This window comes from Amycolatopsis pretoriensis, from assembly GCF_900107925.1.
Taxonomy (GTDB): domain Bacteria; phylum Actinomycetota; class Actinomycetes; order Mycobacteriales; family Pseudonocardiaceae; genus Amycolatopsis; species Amycolatopsis pretoriensis.
In genome coordinates this window covers 186,385-207,007 of the sequence record NZ_FNUJ01000006.1, presented here as the reverse complement: position 1 = coordinate 207,007, position 20,623 = coordinate 186,385, and the positions used below count along the sequence as shown (strand labels likewise).

Here is a 20,623-nt window from a genome sequence, read left to right as displayed (position 1 = left end):
GGGGGAGAGGATCGCGGAAATGAGTCCTGCTGCGAGACGTGGCGTCCTGATCGGCGGCGCGCTGCTGGTGGTCGTGGTCGTGGTGGCGGCGTTCTTCGTGCTGAACGGCGGTTCGACGCCCGAAGCGGAAGCCGGGGCCACCAGCGTCGAGAGCCCCGGGGCGATCGACCCGCACGCGGCGATCACCGAGTACCTGCAGGACGTGGCCGAGAACAACCCGGACGCGGCGGCCAAGCTGACCGACGCCGCACCCGCGGCCGCGGTGGCCCTGCGGGACGCGCGGAACACGCTGAGCCCGAGGTCGGTCGTCGCCAAGCTGACCGTCCTGCAGCCGACCCCGGCCGGGGCCAAGCGGACCGGCGGGACGTTCAGCATGTCGTGGGCGCTGAAGCCGGGGAACTGGACCTACGACGTGCCGTTCGAGCTGGCCCAGGCGGACGGCAAGTGGCTCGTGCACTGGGCGCCGACTCTCCTGCACCCGAAGCTGGAGGCGGGACAGCGGCTGGTGGTCAGCACGGCGGTGCAGGACACGACGGCGGTCGCCGACCGGGACGGCAAGCCGCTGCTGATCAACGGCGCCGGCGGCCTGCGCGTGGTCGACGGCGACCCGGCGCCGCTGCTGCGGTCGGCGCTCGGCGGGCAGGTCACGGCGGCGAGCGGGAGCGGCTTCGCCGTCCAGCGCGTCGACACGAGCGGGAAGAGCGTGGAGACGCTGTTCGGGAAGGCCGAAGGCGAGGCGAAGGCGCTGACGTCGAGCCTGAGCCTGACCGCGCAGAACTCCGCGCAGGCCGCGGTCGACAGCTTCAAGGGCTCGGCGATGATGGTCGCGCTCGACACGGGCTCAGGCGACATCCTGGCAGTCGCGCAGAACTCGGCCGCCGGGAAGGACCCGAAGGCGCTGCACGGCCTGTACGAGCCCGGTTCGTCGTTCAAGATCGCGACTTCGGTCGCGGCGGTCCAGCAGAGCGGGCTCAACGCGCAGTCGCCGGTCGACTGCCCCGGCGTCGCGACGGTCGGGACGCGGACGGTCAAGAACGAGGGCTTCGAGCTGGGCGCGACCAATCTGCAGACGGCGTTCGCGCGGTCCTGCAACACGACGTTCGGGCAGCTGGCGCTCGACCTCCCGGCCGACGGGCTGGTGAAGGCCGCGAACGAGCTGGGTCTCAACGCCGACTACGAGATCCCGGGGATCGACACCGAACTGGGCAAGGTCGAGCCGGCGGAGAGCAAGGACGAGCAGGTCGAGGACGGGTTCGGCCAGGGCCGGATCCAGGCCAGCTGCCTCGGGGGAGCGGTGATGGCGGCGACGGTCGCGTCCGGCAAGGCCATCACGCCGCGCCTGTGGCACGACCTCGACACGACGGTCGTCAAGGGTTACTCGCCGCCGCCCGCGGCGGTGCTCGGGCAGGTGCGGAAGATGATGCGGGCCGTCGTGACCAGCGGGACCGGCCGCGGCGCCGGGGGCGCGGGCGAGGTCTACGGCAAGACGGGCACCGCCCAGTTCGGCGACGGCTCGAACGCCACGGGCTGGTTCGTCGGGTACCGCGGGAACGTGGCGTTCGCGGTGCTCCTGGAGAACTCGAACGACTCGGGCCCGGCGGTCACCCTCGCGGCGAAGTTCCTGAAGGGGATCTGACCCCCGTCTCCTCGGCCAAGGCGGAGCTTTCACGTGAAAGCTCCGCCCCCTGGTGGCAGCTTTCACGTGAAAGCTCCGCGTCGGTTCGGCCGCGGGCGAAGTGCCGCCGTCGTAGCGTGGGGGCATGGAGACGATCGCCCTCGCCGAGGTCGCCGCGGTGCTCGCCGACCCGAGCCGGGCCACCATGTGCCTCGCGCTGCTCGACAGCCGGGCCTGGACCGTCGGCGAGCTGGGCAAAGCGGCCGGGATCGCGCTCTCCACGGCCAGCGAGCACGTCACCCGGCTGGTCGACGCCGGGTTCGTCGTCCGGGTCAAGCAGGGCCGCGCGAGCTACGTCCGGATCGCCGACCCGCGCGTCGCCGAGCTGATCGAGCACCTGGCCCAGCACGCCGAGCACCGACCCGTGACCGGCCTGAAGTCGTCGCTGCGGGTAAAGCGGCTCGGCTTCGCGCGCACCTGCTACGACCACCTCGCCGGCGTGCTCGGCGTCGCCGTCCGCGACGGCATGCTCGCCACCGGCCTGGTCGACACCGCCGACGGACTGACGCTGACCGGCCGCGGGCGCGAGGTCCTGGCCGGGCTCGGCGTGCCGCTCGCCGCCGGGCGCCGGCCACTGCTGCGCGACTGTCTGGATTGGACGGAGCGCCGCGACCACCTGGCCGGCGCGCTGCCCGCGGCGCTGCTCGACCGGGCGGTCGAGGCGGGCTGGGTCGGCCGCGACGGCCACCGCGCCGTCAAGGTGCAGCCGAGTGCCGTCAAGCCGTTCGCGGCGCTCGGTGTCGATCTCGAGGTACTCAGCAGGCCTTACTGCGCCGCTGGTCATTGACCCGGCCACAGCCACGGCCGAAGAGTTTCGAGCCACGATCGCGTGCCGCTCGGGGGCGGCCTGCTTTTGGCCGGGTCAATAACACACCCAGTGTCCGACTCGGGCTAGCGGTACACGAACGAGTTAACCCGCCCGCTTCACTATTCTGAGTGCCCACGGCACTCGGAGGGAGGCGGCATGGACCAGCTCCCCGTGTTGCTCGGCGTCGGCGGCGTCGTGCTGCTCGCGTCCGTGCTCGCGGTGCGCGTCTCCATCCGGCTCGGCCTGCCGTCGCTGCTGCTGTACCTCGGGATCGGCGTGGTGCTCGGCGAAGCCGGCTTCGGCATCCGGTTCGACAACCCCGAGCTGACCCAGTCCCTCGGCCTGGCGGCGCTCGTCATGATCCTCGCCGAAGGCGGGTTGACCACGCGCTGGTCGGCCGTGAAACCCGCACTGGGCCTGGGAATCGTACTGTCCACAGTGGCCGTCGTGGTCAGCGTCGCGGTCACCGGGGCCGCCCTGCACCTCCTGCTCGGCCTCGACTGGCGGTTCGCCCTGCTGTGGGGCGCGGTGCTCGCCTCGACCGACGCGGCGGCGGTGTTCTCGGTCCTGCGCACCGCGGGGATCGGCAAACGCCTGGTCGGGGCGCTGGAGCTGGAGTCCGGCATCAACGACGCGCCGGCGTACATCGCGGTCGTCGTGCTGGCCGAAGGCACCACTGTGGACTGGACCCTGCCGCTGCTGGTGGTCTACGAACTGGGCGCGGGCCTGGCGATCGGGCTCGCGTTCGGCTGGCTCGGCGGGCTCGCGCTGCGGAGGGCCGCGCTGCCGGCGACCGGCCTCTACCCGCTCGCGACGGTCGCGGTCTGCGTGGTGGCGTACTCGTCCGGTCAGCTGGCGCACGCGTCCGGGCTGCTCGCGACGTACGTCGCCGCGCTGGTGCTGGGCAATTCGCGGCTGCCGCACCGGTCGGACACGCTGTCGTTCGCCGAGGGCCTCGGCTGGCTGGCGCAGATCGGGCTGTTCGTGCTGCTCGGGCTGTTCGCGTCGCCGAGCCGGCTGTTCGAGACGCTGGTGCCGGGCCTGGTCGCGGGCGCGGTCGTGCTGCTGCTGGCCCGGCCGATCTCGGTGGTGCTCTCGGTGCTGCCGTTCCGGCTGCCGTGGCGGGAGCAGGCGTTCCTGTCGTGGGCGGGGCTGCGCGGCGCGGTGCCGATCGTGCTGGCGATGATCCCGCTGTCCCAGGGGCTGCCGGGCGCGCAACGGCTGGTGGACGCGGTGTTCGTGCTGGTCATCGTGCTGACGCTGGTCCAGGGCGCGACGCTCGGCCCCCTCGGCCGCAAGCTGGGGCTGGCGAAGAAGTCCGAGGCGCACGAGGTCGAGGTCGACTCCGCGCCGCTGGACGAGCTGGGCGCGGAGCTGCTGCAGGTCCGCATCCAGCCGGGCTCCAAGCTGCACGGCGTCTACTTGTCGGAGCTCCGCCTGCCGACGGGGGCGACGGTCAGCCTGGTGGTCCGCGAGGGGGCGGGCTTCACCCCGCAGAAGACGAGCCGGCTGCAGGAGAACGACCAGCTCCTGGTGGTGACGACGGCCGAGGTCCGCGACGCGGTCGAGCGCCGGTTGCGAGCGGTGGACCGGGCGGGGCGGCTGGCCCGCTGGCGGGGCGAGTCGGGGCGGTAACCCCGTTCGTGGTCGTGGCCGGGGCGTGACCGATCGGACGAATCGGCGGCGGACCGGCTGGCACGCCGGCCGGTTTCGGTTGCGCGACCCCATCCAGGCGCTGAGCCGGTCTTTCGAGCGCGCGACCGCCCGTCAAAGTGCTAAGCCGTTCCGCCAAGCCGGCGCACCGGCGCGGGAACTCACCTTCGCGCGCCGCCTGAGCGGCGCGTTGTCCGGTCTCTGTCCGCTCTCCGCGCCGGCCTGGTGATCTTTTCCCGTCAGGGTGATCTTCCGCGTCCGGAATCTTCCCAATAATCCAACCTTTGGCCTACTCTGCGCCCGATCCGGTTAGTTCGAATGGGTGAGTGCTAAGCCAAAGGGGTACGTACAGTGACAATTCTGCACGTTCGCAGGACGGCTGTCGCCGCCGTGCTGACCGCGGTCCTCGGCCTGCTCGGCGCGCCGGCCGCGACCGCCGACGTCGCTCCGTTCCCCACGCTCGCCCTGCCGTTCAAGGCCGGCCAGCAGGTCTACTCCGCCGGCATCCACTCCGACGACGGCGGCACCGGCGTCAAGAACGCCATCGACTTCAGCCCGGCCGACCGGACCGTCCGCGCGGCGTTGGCCGGGACCGTCCACCTTCAGCACTGCGCCGGCGGGGACTGGGTGACCATCGACCACGCCGGCGGCTGGCGGACCGGCTACTACCACCTGGAAGGCATCGACGTCACCGACGGTGAGCACGTCGAGGCCGGGGCCGTCCTCGGCTCGACCGGCAACGCGCTCCCGTGCGGCGGCAGCAGCACCGGCGCCCACGTGCACTTCACGCTCTGGACCGGGAGCGGGGCCGCCGAACCCGTCGACGGCAAGACCATCGGCGGCTGGCACTTCACCGCGGGAACCGAGCAGTACACGGGCACCGCGACGCACCTCGCGGACAACGCCGTCACGCAGCTCCCGGGGCACTTCCGCGCAAAGCTCTGAGTGTTCACGGTGTGTGAGCGGCGTCTCAGAATGTGAGGCGGGGGTTGGCCGCCGGCCGCGTTCTCGGTTACCTTCGGGCTCAGGTCATGAGTGCCAGCGCGAAGCCCCGGCTTGCTGGCCGGCAACCCTCCTACCGCGGTGGGGTGCCCCGGGTGAAGACCGGGCCGGTCGCGCCGTGCGACGGGCAAGCGCGGGCCCCTCGCCGGGGTCCCCCGGACCGCCGAGGAGGCACCGATGACTCTCGCCATCGACCGCACCAGCACGACCACCACTCCGGCCGAAGCCGCCACGCTCGCTCCGGCCGCCCAAGCCGAAGCCGGCACGCCTGCCCGCGTTGCTGCCGGAACCACGCCGGCCGCCGCCGCGACCGCGGAAACCCTTGTCCCGCAAGCCATCCCGGCCGTCGCCGGCGCCGCCCTCCGCGTCCCGCTCGTCACCGGCGAAACCATCGGCTACGCCAACCTCGACCACGCCGCGAGCGCCCCCTGTCTCGACGCCGTCCGCGCCAAAGTCGACGAATTCCTCCCCTGGTACGCCAGCGTCCACCGCGGCGCCGGCTTCGCGTCCCAGGTCTCCACGAAGCTCTACGAGCGCACCCGCGACATCCTGCGCCGCTTCGTCGACGCCCGCCGGACCGACACCGTCGTCTTCACCCGCAACACCACCGACTCCTTCAACCTGCTGGCCCGCAGCCTGCCCCGGCACACCACGGTGGTCGTCTTCGACACCGAGCACCACGCCGCGCTGCTGCCGTGGCAGGGCCCGAACGTCCGGCGCATCCCGACCCCGCGCACCCGCCTCGCGGCAGTGTCCGCTGTGGACGAAGCGCTCGCGGATGCCCCGCAGGGACCGCGGTTGGTCGTCGTCACCGGAGCGTCCAATGTGACCGGTGAGCTGCTCCCCGTCGCCGAAATCGCCGCTGTGGCGCGAAAGCACGGCGCCCGCATCGCGCTCGACGCCGCCCAGCTGGCGCCGCACCGCCGGATCTCGATCAAGGAACTGGACGTCGACTACGTCGCCCTGTCCGGTCACAAGCTCTACGCGCCCTTCGGTGCGGGCGCGCTGATCGGCCGCGCCGACTGGCTGCGCGCCGCCCGGCCGTACCTCGCCGGCGGTGGCGCGACCAAGCTCGTCACCGAGGACGCCGTCGTCTGGAACACCGGCCCCGAGCGCCACGAAGCCGGCTCGCCCAACACCGTCGGCGTGTACGCGCTCGGCGTCGCGTGCGAAACCCTCGGCGGCAACTGGGCCGCGGTCGAAGACCACGAGCAGGCCCTGCTCACCCGGCTGCGCAAGGGACTCGAAGGCATCCCGGGCTGCGCCGAGCTGCGGCTGTTCGACGCGCCGGTCGACCGCGTCGGCACGGTCAGCTTCGCCCTCGACGGCTTCGACCCCGGCTGGGTCGCCGCGGTGCTGTCGGCCGAGTACGGCATCGGCGTCCGCGACGGCGCCTTCTGCGCCCACATCGCGGCCAAGCGCCTCATCGGCGTCACCGGCGGCGAGGGGCAGCAGGCGATCCGCGTCAGCCTCGGTCTGGGCAGCACCGAGGAGCACGTCGACCGCGTGGTGCGGGCGCTGCGCCAGATCGTCGCGCGCGGAGCCCGCTGGGAGTACGCGAAGGTGGACGGCCGCTGGGCCCCGGTCGCCGACCCGCGTGAGCTGCCGCCGTTCTGCTGAGCGCTAACCTGGCCCGATGGGGAGAGGGCGGCGTTTCTGGTTCCCGTTGGCACTGCTCGGGCTGACACAGATCGGCATGGTGGCGGTGCGGCTGCTGTCGCGCCGCAGCCCGGCCGAGGGCGAGTTCGTGAACATTGTTTCGCTCCCGATGAGCCAGGAGAACCTCCGCGCGACCGCCGACATCGGCCGCGGGCAGTTCTTCACGCAGGACCCCTTCTACGCGCCGGGTGCGGGCCTGCCCGCCGGCCCGGTCTGGCTGGTCGCGCTCGGCGTGGTGCTGCTCGGCACGGCGGTCTGGTACGCGGTCGCGCTGCGGCCCGTTCGCACCGGCTGGTTCGTGCTCGGGACGATCGGCGCGCTCCTCGCCGTTCCGCTGCTCGACCTGGTCGGGTCGTGGCAGTTCCGCCTCGGCGACGGGCTGCGCGGCCCGCTGCTGGCCACCCTCGGCCTGCTGGTGCTCGCCGCGTACGAACGCAGCAAGCTCGTCCTGCTCGCCGCGGCGGGGTTCGCGGTGATCGCGGTGGTGCTCTCGGCGGACGTGGTGGGAGTCCTGGGCTCGGCGGTCGTCCTGCTGACCGCGGCGTTCGCGGTCCTGCTGCGCCCGGCACCCGATAGCCTGCCGTGATGGGGAGTTCGCGGCGGTCCTGGTTCCCGTTGGCGGCACTGGGGTTCGCCCTGCTGGTGCTGGTGGCGGCCGAGCTGCTGCCGGAAGACGCCCCGATCGAGGGCGGGTTCGTGACGCACCTCGGCACCGGCGGGCTCGGGGGCACCGGCCTCGCCGTCGAACAGCTCTCGGTGACGGCCACCGCGGTCGGCGTGGTCCCTTCGGCGCGGCTCGGCTGGCTCGCCGGCCTCGCCTGCGTGGTGCTCGCCGTGGCCGGCTGGTACTGGGTGTCGCTGCGCCGGGCCGGGACGCCGCCGCGGCCCGTCCGGTTCGTCCTCGGCACCCTGGGCGCGCTGGCGGCCGTTCCGCTGCTCGACCTGGTCGGCGCGCTCGAGCTGCGGCTGCCCGGGGACGTGCGCGGCGCGCTGCTGGCCGCGCTCGGCCTGCTGGTGCTCGCCGCGTACGAGCGCAGCTGGTTCCTGGTCGCCGTCACGGCGGTGTTCGCCCTGGTCACGGTGGTTTTCCCGACGCCGCTGGCCGGTGCGCTGGTGGCGGCGGCCCTGCTGTTCGCGGCCGCCTTCGTCGTGCTCCTGCGCGGGCCGGTCACCGCCGCCGACACGGCCTGACCAGCACCGTGGAGAATGGCGGGGTGAGCACCGAGCCCAGCCACTCCGAACCCGACACCGAATCCGACGCGGTCGCCGCCGAGGCGCTGCCCGAGACCGTGCAGGAGACGCCGGAAGAGCCGGCCAAGCCGCTTCCGAAGCGCCGCGTGGGCTGGGTGTTCGCCGTCGCCGTCGTGTTCTGGGCGATCGACCTGGTCACGAAGAACCTGGTCGCCGCCAACCTCGAGGGCAAGGAGCCGGTCCGGATCCTCGGCGGGCTCGTCTACCTGCAGGTGATCCGCAACCCGGGTGCCGCGTTCTCGATGGCCACCGGCATGACGTGGGTGCTCGCGCTGGTCGCCCTCGCCGTCGTCATCGCGATCGTCTGGCTGTCGCGGCGGCTGCGCTCGATCGGCTGGGCCATCGGCCTCGGCCTGGTGCTCGCCGGCGCCACCGGCAACCTCACCGACCGCATCTTCCGCGCGCCCGGCGGGCTGCAGGGCCACGTCGTCGACTTCATCTCGGCGTTCGCCCCGAACGGCAAGGGCTTCGCGATCTTCAACATCGCCGACTCGGCGATCTGCGTCGGCGGCGCGCTGATCGTGCTGCTTTCGCTGCTGGGCAAGGACTACGACGGCACGTCGACCAAGGACAAGAAGAAGGCCGGGAAGACGCAGGAGGAGCAGGCGTGAGCTCGCGGATGCTCCCGGTGCCCGACGGGCTCGACGGGATGCGGGTCGACGCCGGCCTCGCCAAGCTGCTCGGGCTCTCCCGCACGGTCGTCGCGGAGCTGGCCGAAGCGGGGGACGTGCTGCTCGACGGCCGTCCCGCGGGCAAGTCCGACCGGCTGTCCGGCGGCGGCCTCCTGGAGATCACCCTGCCGGAGCCGGCGAACCCCGTCGAGGTCGTCGCCGAGCCGGTCGAGGGCATGAAGATCCTCCACGACGACGACGACATCGTCGTGATCTCGAAGCCGGTCGGCGTCGCCGTGCACCCGAGCCCGGGCTGGACCGGACCGACGGTCGTCGGCGGGCTCGCCGCGGCCGGCCTGCGCATCGCGACGTCGGGGGCGGCCGAGCGCCAGGGTGTCGTGCACCGGCTCGACGCGGGCACCACCGGCGTGATGGTCGTGGCCAAGAGCGAGCACGCGTACACGGTGCTGAAGCGCGCGTTCAAGGAACGCACGGTCGACAAGGGCTACCACGCGATCGTCCAGGGCCACCCCGACCCGACGCGCGGCACGATCGACGCCCCGATCGACCGCCACCCGCGCCACGACTACAAGTTCGCGGTCGTCCAGGGCGGCCGCCCGAGCGTCACGCACTACGAGGTCGTCGAGGCGTTCCGGGCGGCGTCGCTGGCGCACATCAAGCTGGAAACCGGGCGGACGCACCAGATCCGCGTCCACTTCTCGGCGCTGCGCCACCCCTGCGTCGGCGACCTGACGTACGGGGCGGACCCGGTCCTGGCGCGGCACCTCGGCCTGAGCCGCCAGTGGCTGCACGCGAAGACCCTGGCGTTCGCGCACCCGGCGGACGGCCGCTGGGTCGAGTTCGAGTCCGAGTACCCGGACGACCTGGCGAAGGCCCTCGAAATCCTGCGCGACGAAAGCTACTAGTCCTCGATCGACCAGGTCAGCGTGCGCTCGTCCGGCTCCGGCCGCGGGCTCCAGCGGACCGAGACCACCCGCGTGGCGTCCGGGAGGACGTACACCGTGTGGCCGCCCAGGGTTTCGCCCGGCTTGACGCCGATCTTGTGCGGCGGCCGGGACGTCAGCGACACCGGCGCCTTGCCGATCGCGGTGCCGTCGGTGGCGAGCAGCTCGAGGTAGTTGTCCGGCAGGGACGCGAACGGGACCGCCCCGCGGTTGGTGATCTCGGTGTGCACGACGACCGCGCGTTCACCCGCCTCCAGTCGGTAGCCCGCGGCGCCGAACAGGTAGTCCGCCGGGTCCTGGACCTCGAGCAGCTGCACCGACAGCTGCTCGCCCTCCAGGCCCTGGGTCTCCATGACCTCGCCGAGCTTGCCCCGCTTGCCGGTGCCGGCCGGGCGGGCCGGCTCGTCGCCGCGGGCCCACGACGCCGTCTGCGGCAGGCCCCACGTGCTCACGACGGGGTCGACCGGGACAGGCGGCGGGGCGAACTGGGGGCGCGGCGGCGGGCCCGGGTACCGCCCGGACGGCGAGCCCTGGACGTTGTACGGCCCCGAAGGCGCACCCTGGACGGTGTACGGGCCGGAGGGTGCGCCCTGCACGTTGTACGGCCCCGACGGCACGCCCTGCGGACCCGGGCCGGGCGGCATCGGCGGGGCGGGCTGCTGGGGCACCGGGTGCGACGGCGGCGCGAACTGCTGCGGCGGCCGGTTCGCCCAAGACGGCGGCGCGCCCGCGATCGCCGCGCGCAACCCCTGCGGATCGCTTTCGACGCCGACGAGCAGCGGCAGCCCGCTGCCGGACAGCGCCACCAGCCGGTAGGCGACCTCGCGGGGATCCATGCCGACCTTGGCCGCCAGCTCGTGCACCGCGATCTTGCCGAGTTCGGCGAGCGCGGCGAGCAGGCGGATGTCCACGGGATCGGTCACGGCCACCCGCTGAACGCTACCGCCTCACCGATCCGCCCGCGCCGGCCCCGCCCGGGGTCGCCGCCTTGCCGATCCACCTGCGCCGCCCGCACCCACCTGCACTGGCCGTGCCCGGCGGTGGCTGGTTCGCCGATGTGCTTGCGCCGCCCGTGCCTGGCAGGGCCACCTCGCCGATCCACCCGCGCCACTCGCACCGGCCTGCCCGTCGGCGCGGCCTTGCTGATCCGCCTGCGCCGCCCGCGCCCGGCAGGTCCGCCTTGCCGATCTGCCCGCGCGGGCAGATCCTGGCGGTGGCTGCTTCGCCGGTGCGCTTGCGCCGCCCGTGCCCGGCATAGCCACCTCGCCGATCCACCCGCGCCGGCCTGCCCGGCTGCGCCGCCCCGCGCCCGCCTGCGCCGGCCGGGCCCGGCGGGACCGCCTTGCCGATCTGCCCGCGCCGGCCGTCCCCGGCGGTGGCTGCTTCGCCGATGTGCTCACGCCGCCCGCGCCCGGCATAGCCACCTCGCCGATCCACCCGCGCCGCCGCCGGTCCCGCCCGGCGGCTCACCGTTCTTGTCGGTGATCTCCGTTAGGGTCGGCTGAGGAGCACAACACCGAAAGCTGGGGGTCCTGCCCATGACCGCGGTCACCGAACTCGCCGAGGAGTTCGTCGAAGCGCTGTTCGCCGCCGATCCGCTGACGCCCGCCCTACTGGGCATTCGCCCGGCTGAGCCCGGCCTGCCGGACCTGTCCGCCGAAGCCGAACAGGCGCACCGGGCCACGCTCGCGGCGTTCGCCGAGCGGGCCCGCGCGCTGGACGCCGGGGAGCTGTCGGCCGAGGACCGCGTCACGCGCGAAGTCCTCATCGCGACGGCGGAAGACCGCATCGCCACGATCGACAGCCGGATGACGGAGTTCACGGTCACCGACGTCATGGTCGCGCCCGCGGCGTCGCTGCTGATGGCGCTGCCGATGGCGACCGTCTCGGCGGGCGACACCGCCGAGGCCCAGCTCGGCCGGCTCGCCGCCATCCCGGCGTACCTGCGCCAGGCCGCCCGGCGCCACGCCGAGGGGATCGCCGCCGGGCGCACCCCGGTGGCGCACCTGGTCGAGGCCGCGGTCGCGCACCTCGACCGCTACCTCGCCGACCCCGCCACCGATCCGCTGCGCCGCCAGCCGGCCCCGGACGAGGAGTTCGAGCGCCGCCGCGACGAGCTGCTCGCCGACGTCGTCCGCCCGGCCTTCGCCGAGTACCGCGAGTTCCTCGTCACCGACGTCCAGCCGCACGGCCGCCCCGCCGAGCAGCCCGGCCTGAAGTGGCTGCCGGGTGGCGACGAGGCGTACGCGCGCCTGGCGAAGGTGCACACGACCACCGACCGGACGCCGGAGGAGCTGCACCGGACCGGGCTCGACATCATCGACTCGCTGGCCGCCGAGTACCGCGAGCTGGGGCAGCGGGTGTTCGGCACCGACGACCTGGCGGAGATCTTCCGGCGCCTGCGGACCGACCCCGCGCTGCGCTGGCGGGACGCCGAGGAGCTGCTCGACACCGCGCGCACCGCCGTCGCCCGCGCGACCGCCGAGGCCCCGAAGTGGTTCGGGACCGTGCCGTCGCAGCCGTGCCAGGTCGAAGCGGTGCCGGAGGAAGCCGCGCCCGGCGCGCCCCCGGCGTACTACCTGCGCCCGGCCGCCGACGGCTCCCGCCCGGGCATCTACTTCGCGAACACCTATGAGGCCACCGAGCGGTTCCGGCACTCCGCCGAGTCGGTCGCGTTCCACGAAGCCGTGCCGGGGCACCACTTCCAGCTGAGCGTCGCGACCGGCTTGACCGACCTGCCGCTGCTGCGCCGCATCGGCACCTTCACCGCCTACACCGAGGGCTGGGGCCTCTACAGCGAGCGCCTCGCCGAGGAGATGGGGCTGTACTCCGACGACGTCGCGCGGCTGGGCATGCTGACCGCCGACTCGATGCGGGCCGGCCGGCTGGTCGTCGACACCGGCCTGCACGCCCTGGGCTGGAGCCGGCAGCAGGCCGTCGACTACCTCGCCGAGCACACGCCGATGGCCCGGGTGGAGATCGAGGCGGAGACCGACCGGTACATCGCGTGGCCCGGCCAGGCCCTGGCGTACATGGTGGGGCGGCTGGAGATCCAGCGGATCCGCGCCCGCGCCGAGGAGCGGCTCGGCTCGCGGTTCGACATCCGCGCGTTCCACGACCTGGTGCTCGCCGGGGGTGCGCTGCCGCTGTCGGCGCTCGCCTCCGCTGTCGACGACTGGGTGGCCGGCCACGGCGACACGGCGAACGGCCTGGCCGCCGAGCTGGTCGAGCTGACCTTCGAGCACGAGCCGTTGTTCCCGTCGGTCTTCGGGCTGCCCGGCGACCACGACCGGCTCGCCGACCAGAGCCGGGCGGCGCAGGAGAAGTACCGCACCGCCTACCGGGAGCTCGCCGCCCGTGCCCGCGCGCTGCCCGCGGACGGGCTGACGGCGGAAGAGGCCGTGACGCGCGAGGTCGTCGTCGCGGCCGCCGAGGTCGAGGCCGACCGGCTCGGTGCCCGCAGCGCCGACATCGCGGTCAGCGACGGGCTGACCGCGCCCGCGCTGGGCCTGCTGCTGTACCTGCCGTACTACAAGCTGGACGACGAGAAGAAGGCCCGCGGCTACCTGGCCCGGCTCGCCGCGAGCGCGACGTTCCTGGAGCAGCTGACCGAGCGGCAGCGCGAAAGCCTGGCCGACGGGCTCGTGCCGGCGGCCTACCTGGCCCGCGTCGGCGTCGAGTACATCGACCGCTACCTGGCGGCGCCGGAGTCCGACCCGCTGAAGGTGGGCACGACCGCGGACGTCGAGGGCTTCGAAGCCGAGCGCGACCGGCTGCTCGCCGAGGTCGTCCACCCGGCTTACGCCCGCTACCGGGACTTCCTGCGCACCGAGGTCGAGCCGGCCGGCCGGCCCGACACCGCGCCCGGCATCGGCCACGTGCCGGGCGGCGCGGAGCGGTACGCCGCGCTGATCCGCGCGGAGACGACGACCGAGCGCACGGCCCAGGACCTGCACGACACCGGGCTGGCGCTGATCGCGAAGCTCGCGGACGAGTACCGCGAGCTGGGGCAGAAGGTGTTCGGCACCAGCGAGCTCCCCGAGATCTTCGAACGGCTGCGCACCGATCCGGCGTTGCGCTGGCGTGACGGCGAAGAGCTGCTGGCCGCGGCCCGCGACGCCATCGCGCGCGCGGAAGCCGTGGCACCGCGGTGGTTCTCGAGCATCCCGGCGGAGAAGTGCGAGGTCGCACCGGTGCCCGAGGCCGACGCGGCGAGCGGCACGATCGCGTACTACCTCCAGCCGTCGCTCGACGGGACGCGGCCGGGGACCTACTACGCCAACACGTACGAGGCCGGCAAGCGCCCGCGGTTCACCAGCGAGGCGATCGCGTTCCACGAAGCCGTGCCGGGGCACCACTTCCAGCTCAGCCTGGCCCAGGAGCTGACGGACCTGCCGCTGCTGCGGCGGATCGGCATGTTCAACGCCTACGCCGAAGGCTGGGGGTTGTACGCGGAGCGGCTCGCCGACGAGATGGGCCTCTACTCCGACGACGTGGCGCGCCTGGGCATGCTGACGCAGGACTCGATGCGCGCGGGCCGGCTCGTCGTCGACACCGGCCTGCACGCGCTGGGCTGGAGCCGGCAGCGGGCGATCGACTACCTCGTCGACAACACGCCGATGGCGCGGCTGGAGATCGAGGCCGAGATCGACCGGTACGCCGGCTGGCCGGCCCAGGCCCTCGGGTACATGGTGGGGCGCCTGGAGATCCAGCGGCTGCGGACCGAGGCCGAGGAGGCGCTCGGCGACGGCTTCGACATCCGCGCGTTCCACGAGGTCGTGCTGGGCCACGGCATGCTGCCGCTCTCGGCGCTGGCGAAGGTCGTCACGGACTGGGTCGCGGCCCAGGGCGACACCGCCGACCGGCTGGCCGACGAGTGCCTGGAGCTGATGTTCGAGGCGCAGCCGCTGCTGCCGTCGCTCTACGGCCTGCCCGGCGCGCACGACAAGCTCGCCGACCAGTCCGCCGAGGCGGCCGCCCGGCAACGCGCCGGGTTCGCGGCGCTGATCGCGCGGGCCGAGGCGCTCGGCGAGCTGCCGCCGGCCGAGCGTGTCACCCGGGATGTCGTGGTCTGGCAGGCCCGCACGCTGATCGACACGCTGGACTCGGGCCGCGCGGACCTCGCGGTGAGCGACGGGCTGGCCGCGCCGGCGCTGGAACTGCTGATGATGCTGCCGCAGACGGTGCTCGACGACGAGACCAAGGCCCGCGGCTACCTGAGCCGGCTCGGCGCGGTCGGCACGTACCTGGACCAGCTGATCGAGCGGCAGCGGGCTGCGCTCGGCGAAGGCCTGACGCCGCCGGAGTTCCTGGCGCGCATCGGCATCGGCTACGTCGAGCGGTACCTCGCGGCGCCGGAGGGCGACCCGCTGAAGGTGCCGGTCCACGGCCTCGAGGCCGAGCGCGACCGGTTGCTCGACGAGGTCGTGCGGCCCGCGTACGCGCGCTACCGCGACTTCCTGGCCGACGAGGTCGTCCCGGTTTCGCGGCCGGAGACCTCGCCGGGCATCGGCGACCTGCCGGGCGGCCCGGAGCGCTACGCGGCGCTGATCCGCGCGGAGACGACGACCGAGCGCACGGCCCAGGACCTGCACGACACCGGGCTGGCGATCATCGAGCAGCTGGCGGAGGAGTACCGCGAGCTGGGGTCGAAGGTGTTCGGCACCACGGACCTCGCGGAGATCTTCGAGCGGATCCGCACGGACCCGGCATTGCGCTGGCGCGACGGCGACGAGCTGCTGGACGCGGCGCGGGCGACGATCGCGCGCGCGGAAGCCGTCGCCCCGCAGTGGTTCCTGCGCGTTCCGGAGCAGAAGTGCGAGGTGGCGCCGGTGCCGCCCGCCGAGGCGGAGAGCGGCTCGATCGCGTACTACATCGACGCGTCGCTGGACGGTTCCCGCCCGGGCACGTACTACGCGAACACGCACGAGGCCGACCAGCGGCAGCGGACGCTGGGGGAGTCGGTGGCGTTCCACGAAGCCGTGCCGGGGCACCACTTCCAGCTCAGCCTGGCGCAGCAGCTGACGGGAGTCCCGCTGCTGCGCCGGATCGGCATGTTCAACGCGTACGCCGAGGGCTGGGGGCTGTACGCGGAGCGGCTGGCCGACGAGATGGGGCTGTACTCGGACGACGTGTCCCGCTTCGGCTTGCTGACGCAGGATTCGATGCGCGCGGCGCGGCTGGTGGTCGACACGGGCCTGCACGCGCTGGGCTGGAGCCGGCAGCGGGCGGTGGACTACCTGGTCGAGAACACGCCGATGGCCCGCATCGAGATCGAGGCGGAGATCGACCGGTACGCGGGCCACCCGGGCCAGGCGCTCGGGTACATGGTGGGCCGGTTGGAGATCGAGCGGCTGCGCGCGGAGGCGGAGGGGGCGCTGGGCGATCGGTTCGACATCCGCGAGTTCCACGACACGGTGCTGGGCAGCGGAACGGTCCCGCTCCCGGTCCTGGCGGACGTGGTGTCCGAGTGGGTGGCGGCGCGCGCGAAGTGAAGCCGGCCGGGCCCGGCGGCGGGGGAGCTGGTTCCACCCAGCCGCCGGGGCCGGTCGGCGACCTGGCCGGCCGGCGGCGCGGGTGCCTCGGCCGGCCTTGCGGGCGGCGCCCGGTCCCGTGGGCGGCGCCCGGTCCCGTGGGCGGCGCCCGGTCCCGTGGGCGGCGCCCGGCTCCGTGGGCGGCGCCCGGTCCCGTGGGCGGCGCCCGGTCCCGTGGGCGGCGCCCGGCTCCGTGGGCGGCGCCCGGCCCCGTGGGCGGCGCCCGGCCCGCCGGCAATGCGCGGCTTCACCAGCGCCGCCCCGCACTGGTGCCGCCTCGCACCGGCGCCGCCCCATACCGGCGCCGCCCCACCCCGGGCGCCGCCCGCACCCGGCCGGCCACCGTCCATTGCGGACATTCGACCCCGAGGAGCTCCCTTGACCTGGCTCGACCTCGCCGACGACACCCCCTTCGGCCTGGAAAACCTGCCCTACGGCGCCTTCTCCATCGCCGGCGCGCTCGAGCGGCGCATCGGCGTTCCCCTCGGCGACCACGTCCTGGACCTGACCGCCGCAGCCGAAGAAACCGCCGCCCCCTTCGCCCCGCTGCTCACCGCCGGGGTCCTCAACCCCCTCCTCGCCGCCGGGCCGGACACCTGGCGGGAGGTCCGCGAAACCCTCCGGAACTGGCTCACCGAACCCCGCTACGCCGACCAGCTCCGCCCGCACCTGCACCCGCTGACCGAAGTCACCACGCACCTCGCCTTCGAGGTCGCCGACTACGTCGACTTCTACTCCAGCGAACAGCACGCCCTCAACGCCGGCCGGATCTTCCGGCCCGACGCCGCCGAGCTGCCGCCGAACTGGAAGCACCTGCCCATCGCCTACCACGGCCGGGCGGGCACGGTCGTCGCGTCCGGCACCCCCGTCGTCCGCCCGCACGGGCAACGCAAACCGCGCACCGCCGACGCTCCCTCCTTCGGCCCCTCGCAACGGCTGGACATCGAGGCGGAAGTCGGTTTCGTCGTCGGCGTCCCGGGCACGCGGGTGTCCACCGCGGACTTCGCCGACCACGTCTTCGGCGTCTGCCTGGTCAACGACTGGTCGGCCCGCGACATCCAGGCGTGGGAGTCCCAGCCGCTGGGCCCGTTCCTCGGCAAGTCGTTCGCGACGTCGGTGTCGCCGTGGATCGTCCCCCTCGCCGCGCTCGACCACGCGCGCGTCGACGGCCCGCCGCAGGACCCGGAGCCGCTCGAGTACCTGCGCACCACCGAAAAATGGGGCCTCGACCTGGCGATCGAGGTCCGGCTCAACGGCCACCTCGTGTCCAGCCCGCCGTTCGCGACGCAGTACTGGACGGCGCCCCAGCAGCTCGCGCACCTGACCGTCAACGGCGCGGGCCTGCGCACCGGCGACCTGTTCGCCTCCGGCACCGTCACCGGCCCGGACCGCGACCAGCGCGGCTCGTTCCTGGAACTGTCCTGGGGCGGCCGGGAACCGCTCGACCTCCCGGACGGTCGGACCCGCACGTTCCTGGAGGACGGCGACGAGGTCGCGATCAGCGCGACGGCCCCGGGGCCGGGCGGCACGCGGATCGGCTTCGGGGAGGTGCGCGGCACGGTCGTCCCGGGCTGACGCGTGACGATCCCCCGCCCACCGGGTCCGGACTGCGGGGGACACGTGCGGATGAGAGGGTCGGCCGGTGGGCGAAGGCGTCGTGAGGAAACCGCTGCGGCGGGTCGGGGCGACGCTCGCCCGGTACCGCGAACGCGACGGCGACCACTACGCCGCCGCGGTCACCTTCTTCAGCCTGCTCGCGCTGGTGCCGCTGGTCATGGTCGCCGTCTCGGTGGCCGGGTTCGTGCTGGCCGGCGACCAGCTGCTGGCGACCGAGCTCGACCGCGTCATCGACGGCGCGCTGCCGCCCGAGATCGCCGGGCGGGTCAACGACGTCGTGCACACCGTCGTCGGGGAACGCGGGCGGATCGGGCTGCTCGCGCTGACCGTCGCCGCCTACTCCGGCTGGAGCTGGATCAGCAACGTCCGCGACGCCGTCACCGCGATGCTCGGGCAGGAGCGGACCGCCCGGCCGCTGCTGCGCGGGATCGCCGCGGACGTCCTGGCACTCATCGGGGTCGGCCTCGCGATGGCCGTCTCGTTCGGGCTGGCGGCGCTCACCGGCGCGGCCGGGACGTGGCTGCTCGGCCTGACCGGGCTGACCGGCGGGTTCGCGAAGTTCGTCCTCGTCGCGGGCTCACTGCTGCTCGGCCTCGCGGCGAACTGGCTGGTCATCGCCTGGTGCCTGGCCCGCCTGCCGCGCAGTGCGCTGCCGCTGCGTTCGACGCTGCGCCCGGCCGGCGCCGCCGCCGTCGGGCTGGCCGCGCTCCAGCAGGCGGGCGGGCTGTACCTGCACCTGCTGGGCCGCTCGCCGGCGGTCGCGGCGTTCGGCACGCTCGTCGGCGTGCTGCTGTTCGTCTACCTGGTGGTCCGCTGGCTCCTGATGGTGACGGTGTGGCTCACGGTCCGCGACGACCCCCCGCCCGGCACGCTGGCCGCCGACGTCCGCTACGCCGGAACGACGCTGGGAGCCGGGGCCTCGGCGGAACTGGTGGTCCGCACCCTGACCGGCCGCTGAGCGGCGGCCCACGATCGGGTGTGATCCGGCCCACCGGCCGTTCGCGTTGACTTCAAGTGCTTGAGGTTCTGCATGCTTGCTCCCATGGCGACCGGAGTCGGGCAGGTGTGGTTGACGATCCTCGAGGCGTCCCGGCGCAGCGGGCTCAGCGAGCCGACGTTGCGCTACTACGAGCAGATCGGGCTGGTCGGCCCGGTGCCGCGGGATCCGAGCAGCGGGCACCGCCGGTACGACGCGGCGACGATGGACGTCCTGGACTCGCTCGGCTGCCTGCGTTCGGCCGGGTTGCGGGTCGAGGACCTGCGGAAGTACCTCGACCTGCTGGCCCGGGGTGATGCGGCCGCCGCCGAGCAGCGTGACCTGTTCGACCACCACGCCGACCGGCTGGAAGCCGAGATCGAACGGTTGCGGCTGCGGCTGGAGTACCTCCGGCTCAAGGCCCGGCTCTGGGACGCCCGCGACCGCGGCGACACCGGCGCGGCGCAGCGGCTCGTCCCGCGGCTTCTGGCGCTGGTAGACCGATTCTGACCATCCACAAAGGACTTACATGAACGACGAACGAGCGCTCGTACTGGTCACCGGGGGAACCGGGTACCTCGGCGGCCACACCATCGCCCGGCTGCTGGCCGACGGCCACCGCGTCCGCACCACCGTGCGCGATGCCGGCCGCGCAGCCGAGGTTCGTGCCACGGCCGGCGAACCGGAGGTGGTGGTCGCCGACCTCGGCGCCGACGACGGCTGGGCCGCGGCGGTCGAAGGCGTGGACTACGTCCTCCACGTCGCCTCCCCGTTCCCGCCCGCCGCACCGGAAAACGACGACGAGGTGATCCGCCCGGCCCGCGACGGCGCCGTGCGGGTCCTGGCCGCGGCCCGCGAGGCCGGTGTCCGGCGGGTCGTGCTGACGTCGTCGTTCGCCGCGGTCGGCTACAGCGCCACGCCGCGGGCGGAGTACACCGAGGCCGACTGGACGGATCTCGCCGACCCCAACAGCGCCTACATCCGCTCGAAGGTCATCGCCGAACGTGCCGCCTGGGAACAGGTGCGGGCGGCGGGCGGCCCGGAGCTGGCGGTGATCAACCCGGCCGGCATCTTCGGCCCGGTCCTGGGCGGGCGCTTGTCATCGTCGGTCGCGCTGGTCCGGGCGATGCTCGACGGGGCGATGCCGGTGGTGCCACCGCTGCACTTCGGCGTGGCCGACGTCCGCGACGTCGCCGACCTGCACGTGCGGGCAATGACCCACCCCCGGGCCGCGGGGGAGCGGTTCCTCGCCGCGGCCGGGCAGTCGATCAGCTTCCTGGAAATGGCCCGCATCCTCGCCGAAACCGTCGACGGGCACGACCTGCCGACCGCGGAGCTGACCGCCGAGCAGGTGCGCGCCGCGGCGGAAACCGACCCGGCCATGCGGGAGGCGGCGGCACGGCTCGGCCGGGTGCCGGTCATCCGCACGGAGAAGGCGAGGACCGTGCTCGGCTGGCGGCCGCGGCCGGTCGAGGAAACGCTGGCCGACACCGCGCGCAGCCTCCTGGCCGCGGCGGACGCCGAGGAGACGGAAGAGCCGCGCCGCCCCTGGCGACAACGGGCGGCACGACCAGGAAACGACCGCGCGATGCCAAAGCTCGGAGTTCTCCGGCCCGCCCCACGAAATGCCGGCCGGACGGCGGAAGCTGGCGCGGTGGAGCCATGACAACCGGCTGGGGTGTCGCCCGGCCGGCCCAGAGCCGCACCCACCCGGTCGTCTCGGTCTCTTCGACGGCGGAGTACAACGGCCGGTAGGCCTCGGGCAGTCCGCTGTCACTGTCCTGCAAGACGTCCTCGAAGAACCGCGACGAGACGACCAGGCCCAGCTCACCGTCCGTCCGCGCGAACATCGACCGGAAAGCAAGTGAGTCGA

General features: G+C 73.8%; 15 protein-coding genes and 1 riboswitch. Of the genes, 14 read left to right on the top strand and 1 reads right to left on the bottom strand.

Annotation, left to right across the window (positions count from 1 at the left end; genetic code table 11):
• The first annotated feature begins 19 nt into the window (after positions 1 to 19).
• From BLV96_RS26945 to BLV96_RS26905, 9 genes are all read left to right on the top strand, one after another.
• Positions 20 to 1,636 (top strand): penicillin-binding transpeptidase domain-containing protein, encoded by a 1,617-nt coding sequence (locus BLV96_RS26945; protein WP_086670191.1) that lies wholly within the window; start codon positions 20 to 22, stop codon positions 1,634 to 1,636.
• A 124-nt stretch (positions 1,637 to 1,760) separates the two neighbouring features.
• Entirely contained in the window at positions 1,761 to 2,462 is a 702-nt protein-coding gene (locus BLV96_RS26940) for an ArsR/SmtB family transcription factor (RefSeq protein WP_086670189.1), read from the top strand.
• Between the two features lie 177 nt (positions 2,463 to 2,639).
• A complete protein-coding gene (locus BLV96_RS26935; protein ID WP_086670187.1) occupies positions 2,640 to 4,118 on the top strand; it encodes a potassium/proton antiporter in 1,479 nt (492 codons plus the stop codon).
• Between the two features lie 369 nt (positions 4,119 to 4,487).
• On the top strand, positions 4,488 to 5,081 hold the full coding sequence (locus tag BLV96_RS26930) for a M23 family metallopeptidase (protein ID WP_086670185.1): 594 nt from the start codon (positions 4,488 to 4,490) through the stop codon (positions 5,079 to 5,081).
• Positions 5,082 to 5,163: 82 nt separating this feature from the next.
• Positions 5,164 to 5,278: riboswitch (SAM riboswitch) on the top strand.
• Between the two features lie 37 nt (positions 5,279 to 5,315).
• Entirely contained in the window at positions 5,316 to 6,758 is a 1,443-nt protein-coding gene (locus BLV96_RS26925; protein ID WP_244180498.1) for an aminotransferase class V-fold PLP-dependent enzyme, read from the top strand.
• 16 nt (positions 6,759 to 6,774) lie between these two features.
• Entirely contained in the window at positions 6,775 to 7,383 is a 609-nt protein-coding gene (locus tag BLV96_RS50335) for a hypothetical protein (protein ID WP_208608329.1), read from the top strand.
• Positions 7,383 to 7,988: a hypothetical protein gene (locus BLV96_RS26915; RefSeq protein ID WP_086670182.1), complete on the top strand. Its 606-nt coding sequence runs from the start codon at positions 7,383 to 7,385 to the stop codon at positions 7,986 to 7,988. The genes BLV96_RS50335 and BLV96_RS26915 overlap by 1 nt, the downstream gene beginning before the upstream one ends.
• 23 nt (positions 7,989 to 8,011) lie before the next feature.
• On the top strand, positions 8,012 to 8,659 hold the full coding sequence (lspA, locus tag BLV96_RS26910; protein ID WP_086670180.1) for a signal peptidase II: 648 nt from the start codon (positions 8,012 to 8,014) through the stop codon (positions 8,657 to 8,659).
• The gene (locus BLV96_RS26905; protein WP_086670177.1) at positions 8,656 to 9,585 is read left to right on the top strand and encodes an RluA family pseudouridine synthase; all 930 of its coding nucleotides are present in this window, start codon (positions 8,656 to 8,658) and stop codon (positions 9,583 to 9,585) included. The genes lspA and BLV96_RS26905 overlap by 4 nt, the downstream gene beginning before the upstream one ends.
• Here the strand turns inward: BLV96_RS26905 and BLV96_RS26900 are convergent.
• On the bottom strand, positions 9,582 to 10,553 hold the full coding sequence (locus BLV96_RS26900; RefSeq protein ID WP_086670175.1) for an AsnC family protein: 972 nt from the start codon (positions 10,551 to 10,553) through the stop codon (positions 9,582 to 9,584). The two genes, BLV96_RS26905 and BLV96_RS26900, sit on opposite strands and share 4 nt — an antisense overlap.
• A gap of 609 nt (positions 10,554 to 11,162) precedes the next feature.
• Here BLV96_RS26900 and BLV96_RS26895 point away from each other — a divergent pair.
• The 5 genes from BLV96_RS26895 to BLV96_RS26875 all read left to right on the top strand — a co-directional run bounded on the left by BLV96_RS26895 (position 11,163) and on the right by BLV96_RS26875 (position 20,416).
• Entirely contained in the window at positions 11,163 to 16,118 is a 4,956-nt protein-coding gene (locus BLV96_RS26895) for a DUF885 domain-containing protein (protein ID WP_143051028.1), read from the top strand.
• 417 nt (positions 16,119 to 16,535) lie between these two features.
• Positions 16,536 to 17,732, top strand: a complete 1,197-nt coding sequence (fahA, locus tag BLV96_RS26890; RefSeq protein WP_244180496.1) for a fumarylacetoacetase — start codon at positions 16,536 to 16,538, stop codon at positions 17,730 to 17,732.
• 82 nt (positions 17,733 to 17,814) lie between these two features.
• Entirely contained in the window at positions 17,815 to 18,732 is a 918-nt protein-coding gene (locus BLV96_RS26885; protein WP_158104221.1) for a YhjD/YihY/BrkB family envelope integrity protein, read from the top strand.
• Between the two features lie 84 nt (positions 18,733 to 18,816).
• On the top strand, positions 18,817 to 19,260 hold the full coding sequence (locus tag BLV96_RS26880) for a MerR family transcriptional regulator (RefSeq protein WP_086682489.1): 444 nt from the start codon (positions 18,817 to 18,819) through the stop codon (positions 19,258 to 19,260).
• Between the two features lie 19 nt (positions 19,261 to 19,279).
• On the top strand, positions 19,280 to 20,416 hold the full coding sequence (locus BLV96_RS26875) for an SDR family oxidoreductase (RefSeq protein WP_086682486.1): 1,137 nt from the start codon (positions 19,280 to 19,282) through the stop codon (positions 20,414 to 20,416).
• Positions 20,417 to 20,623 lie beyond the last annotated feature (207 nt).

What these genes read in the sequence shown, in the direction of transcription:
- BLV96_RS26925 (WP_244180498.1), top strand. Translation starts at nt 5,316, where the DNA reads ATGACTCTCGCCATCGACCGCACCAGCACGACCACCACTCCGGCCGAA.
- BLV96_RS26940 (WP_086670189.1), top strand. Translation starts at nt 1,761, where the DNA reads ATGGAGACGATCGCCCTCGCCGAGGTCGCCGCGGTGCTCGCCGACCCG.
- BLV96_RS50335 (WP_208608329.1), top strand. Translation starts at nt 6,775, where the DNA reads ATGGGGAGAGGGCGGCGTTTCTGGTTCCCGTTGGCACTGCTCGGGCTG.
- BLV96_RS26915 (WP_086670182.1), top strand. Translation starts at nt 7,383, where the DNA reads ATGGGGAGTTCGCGGCGGTCCTGGTTCCCGTTGGCGGCACTGGGGTTC.
- BLV96_RS26895 (WP_143051028.1), top strand. Translation starts at nt 11,163, where the DNA reads ATGACCGCGGTCACCGAACTCGCCGAGGAGTTCGTCGAAGCGCTGTTC.
- BLV96_RS26945 (WP_086670191.1), top strand. Translation starts at nt 20, where the DNA reads ATGAGTCCTGCTGCGAGACGTGGCGTCCTGATCGGCGGCGCGCTGCTG.
- BLV96_RS26875 (WP_086682486.1), top strand. Translation starts at nt 19,280, where the DNA reads ATGAACGACGAACGAGCGCTCGTACTGGTCACCGGGGGAACCGGGTAC.
- BLV96_RS26935 (WP_086670187.1), top strand. Translation starts at nt 2,640, where the DNA reads ATGGACCAGCTCCCCGTGTTGCTCGGCGTCGGCGGCGTCGTGCTGCTC.
- BLV96_RS26880 (WP_086682489.1), top strand. Translation starts at nt 18,817, where the DNA reads ATGGCGACCGGAGTCGGGCAGGTGTGGTTGACGATCCTCGAGGCGTCC.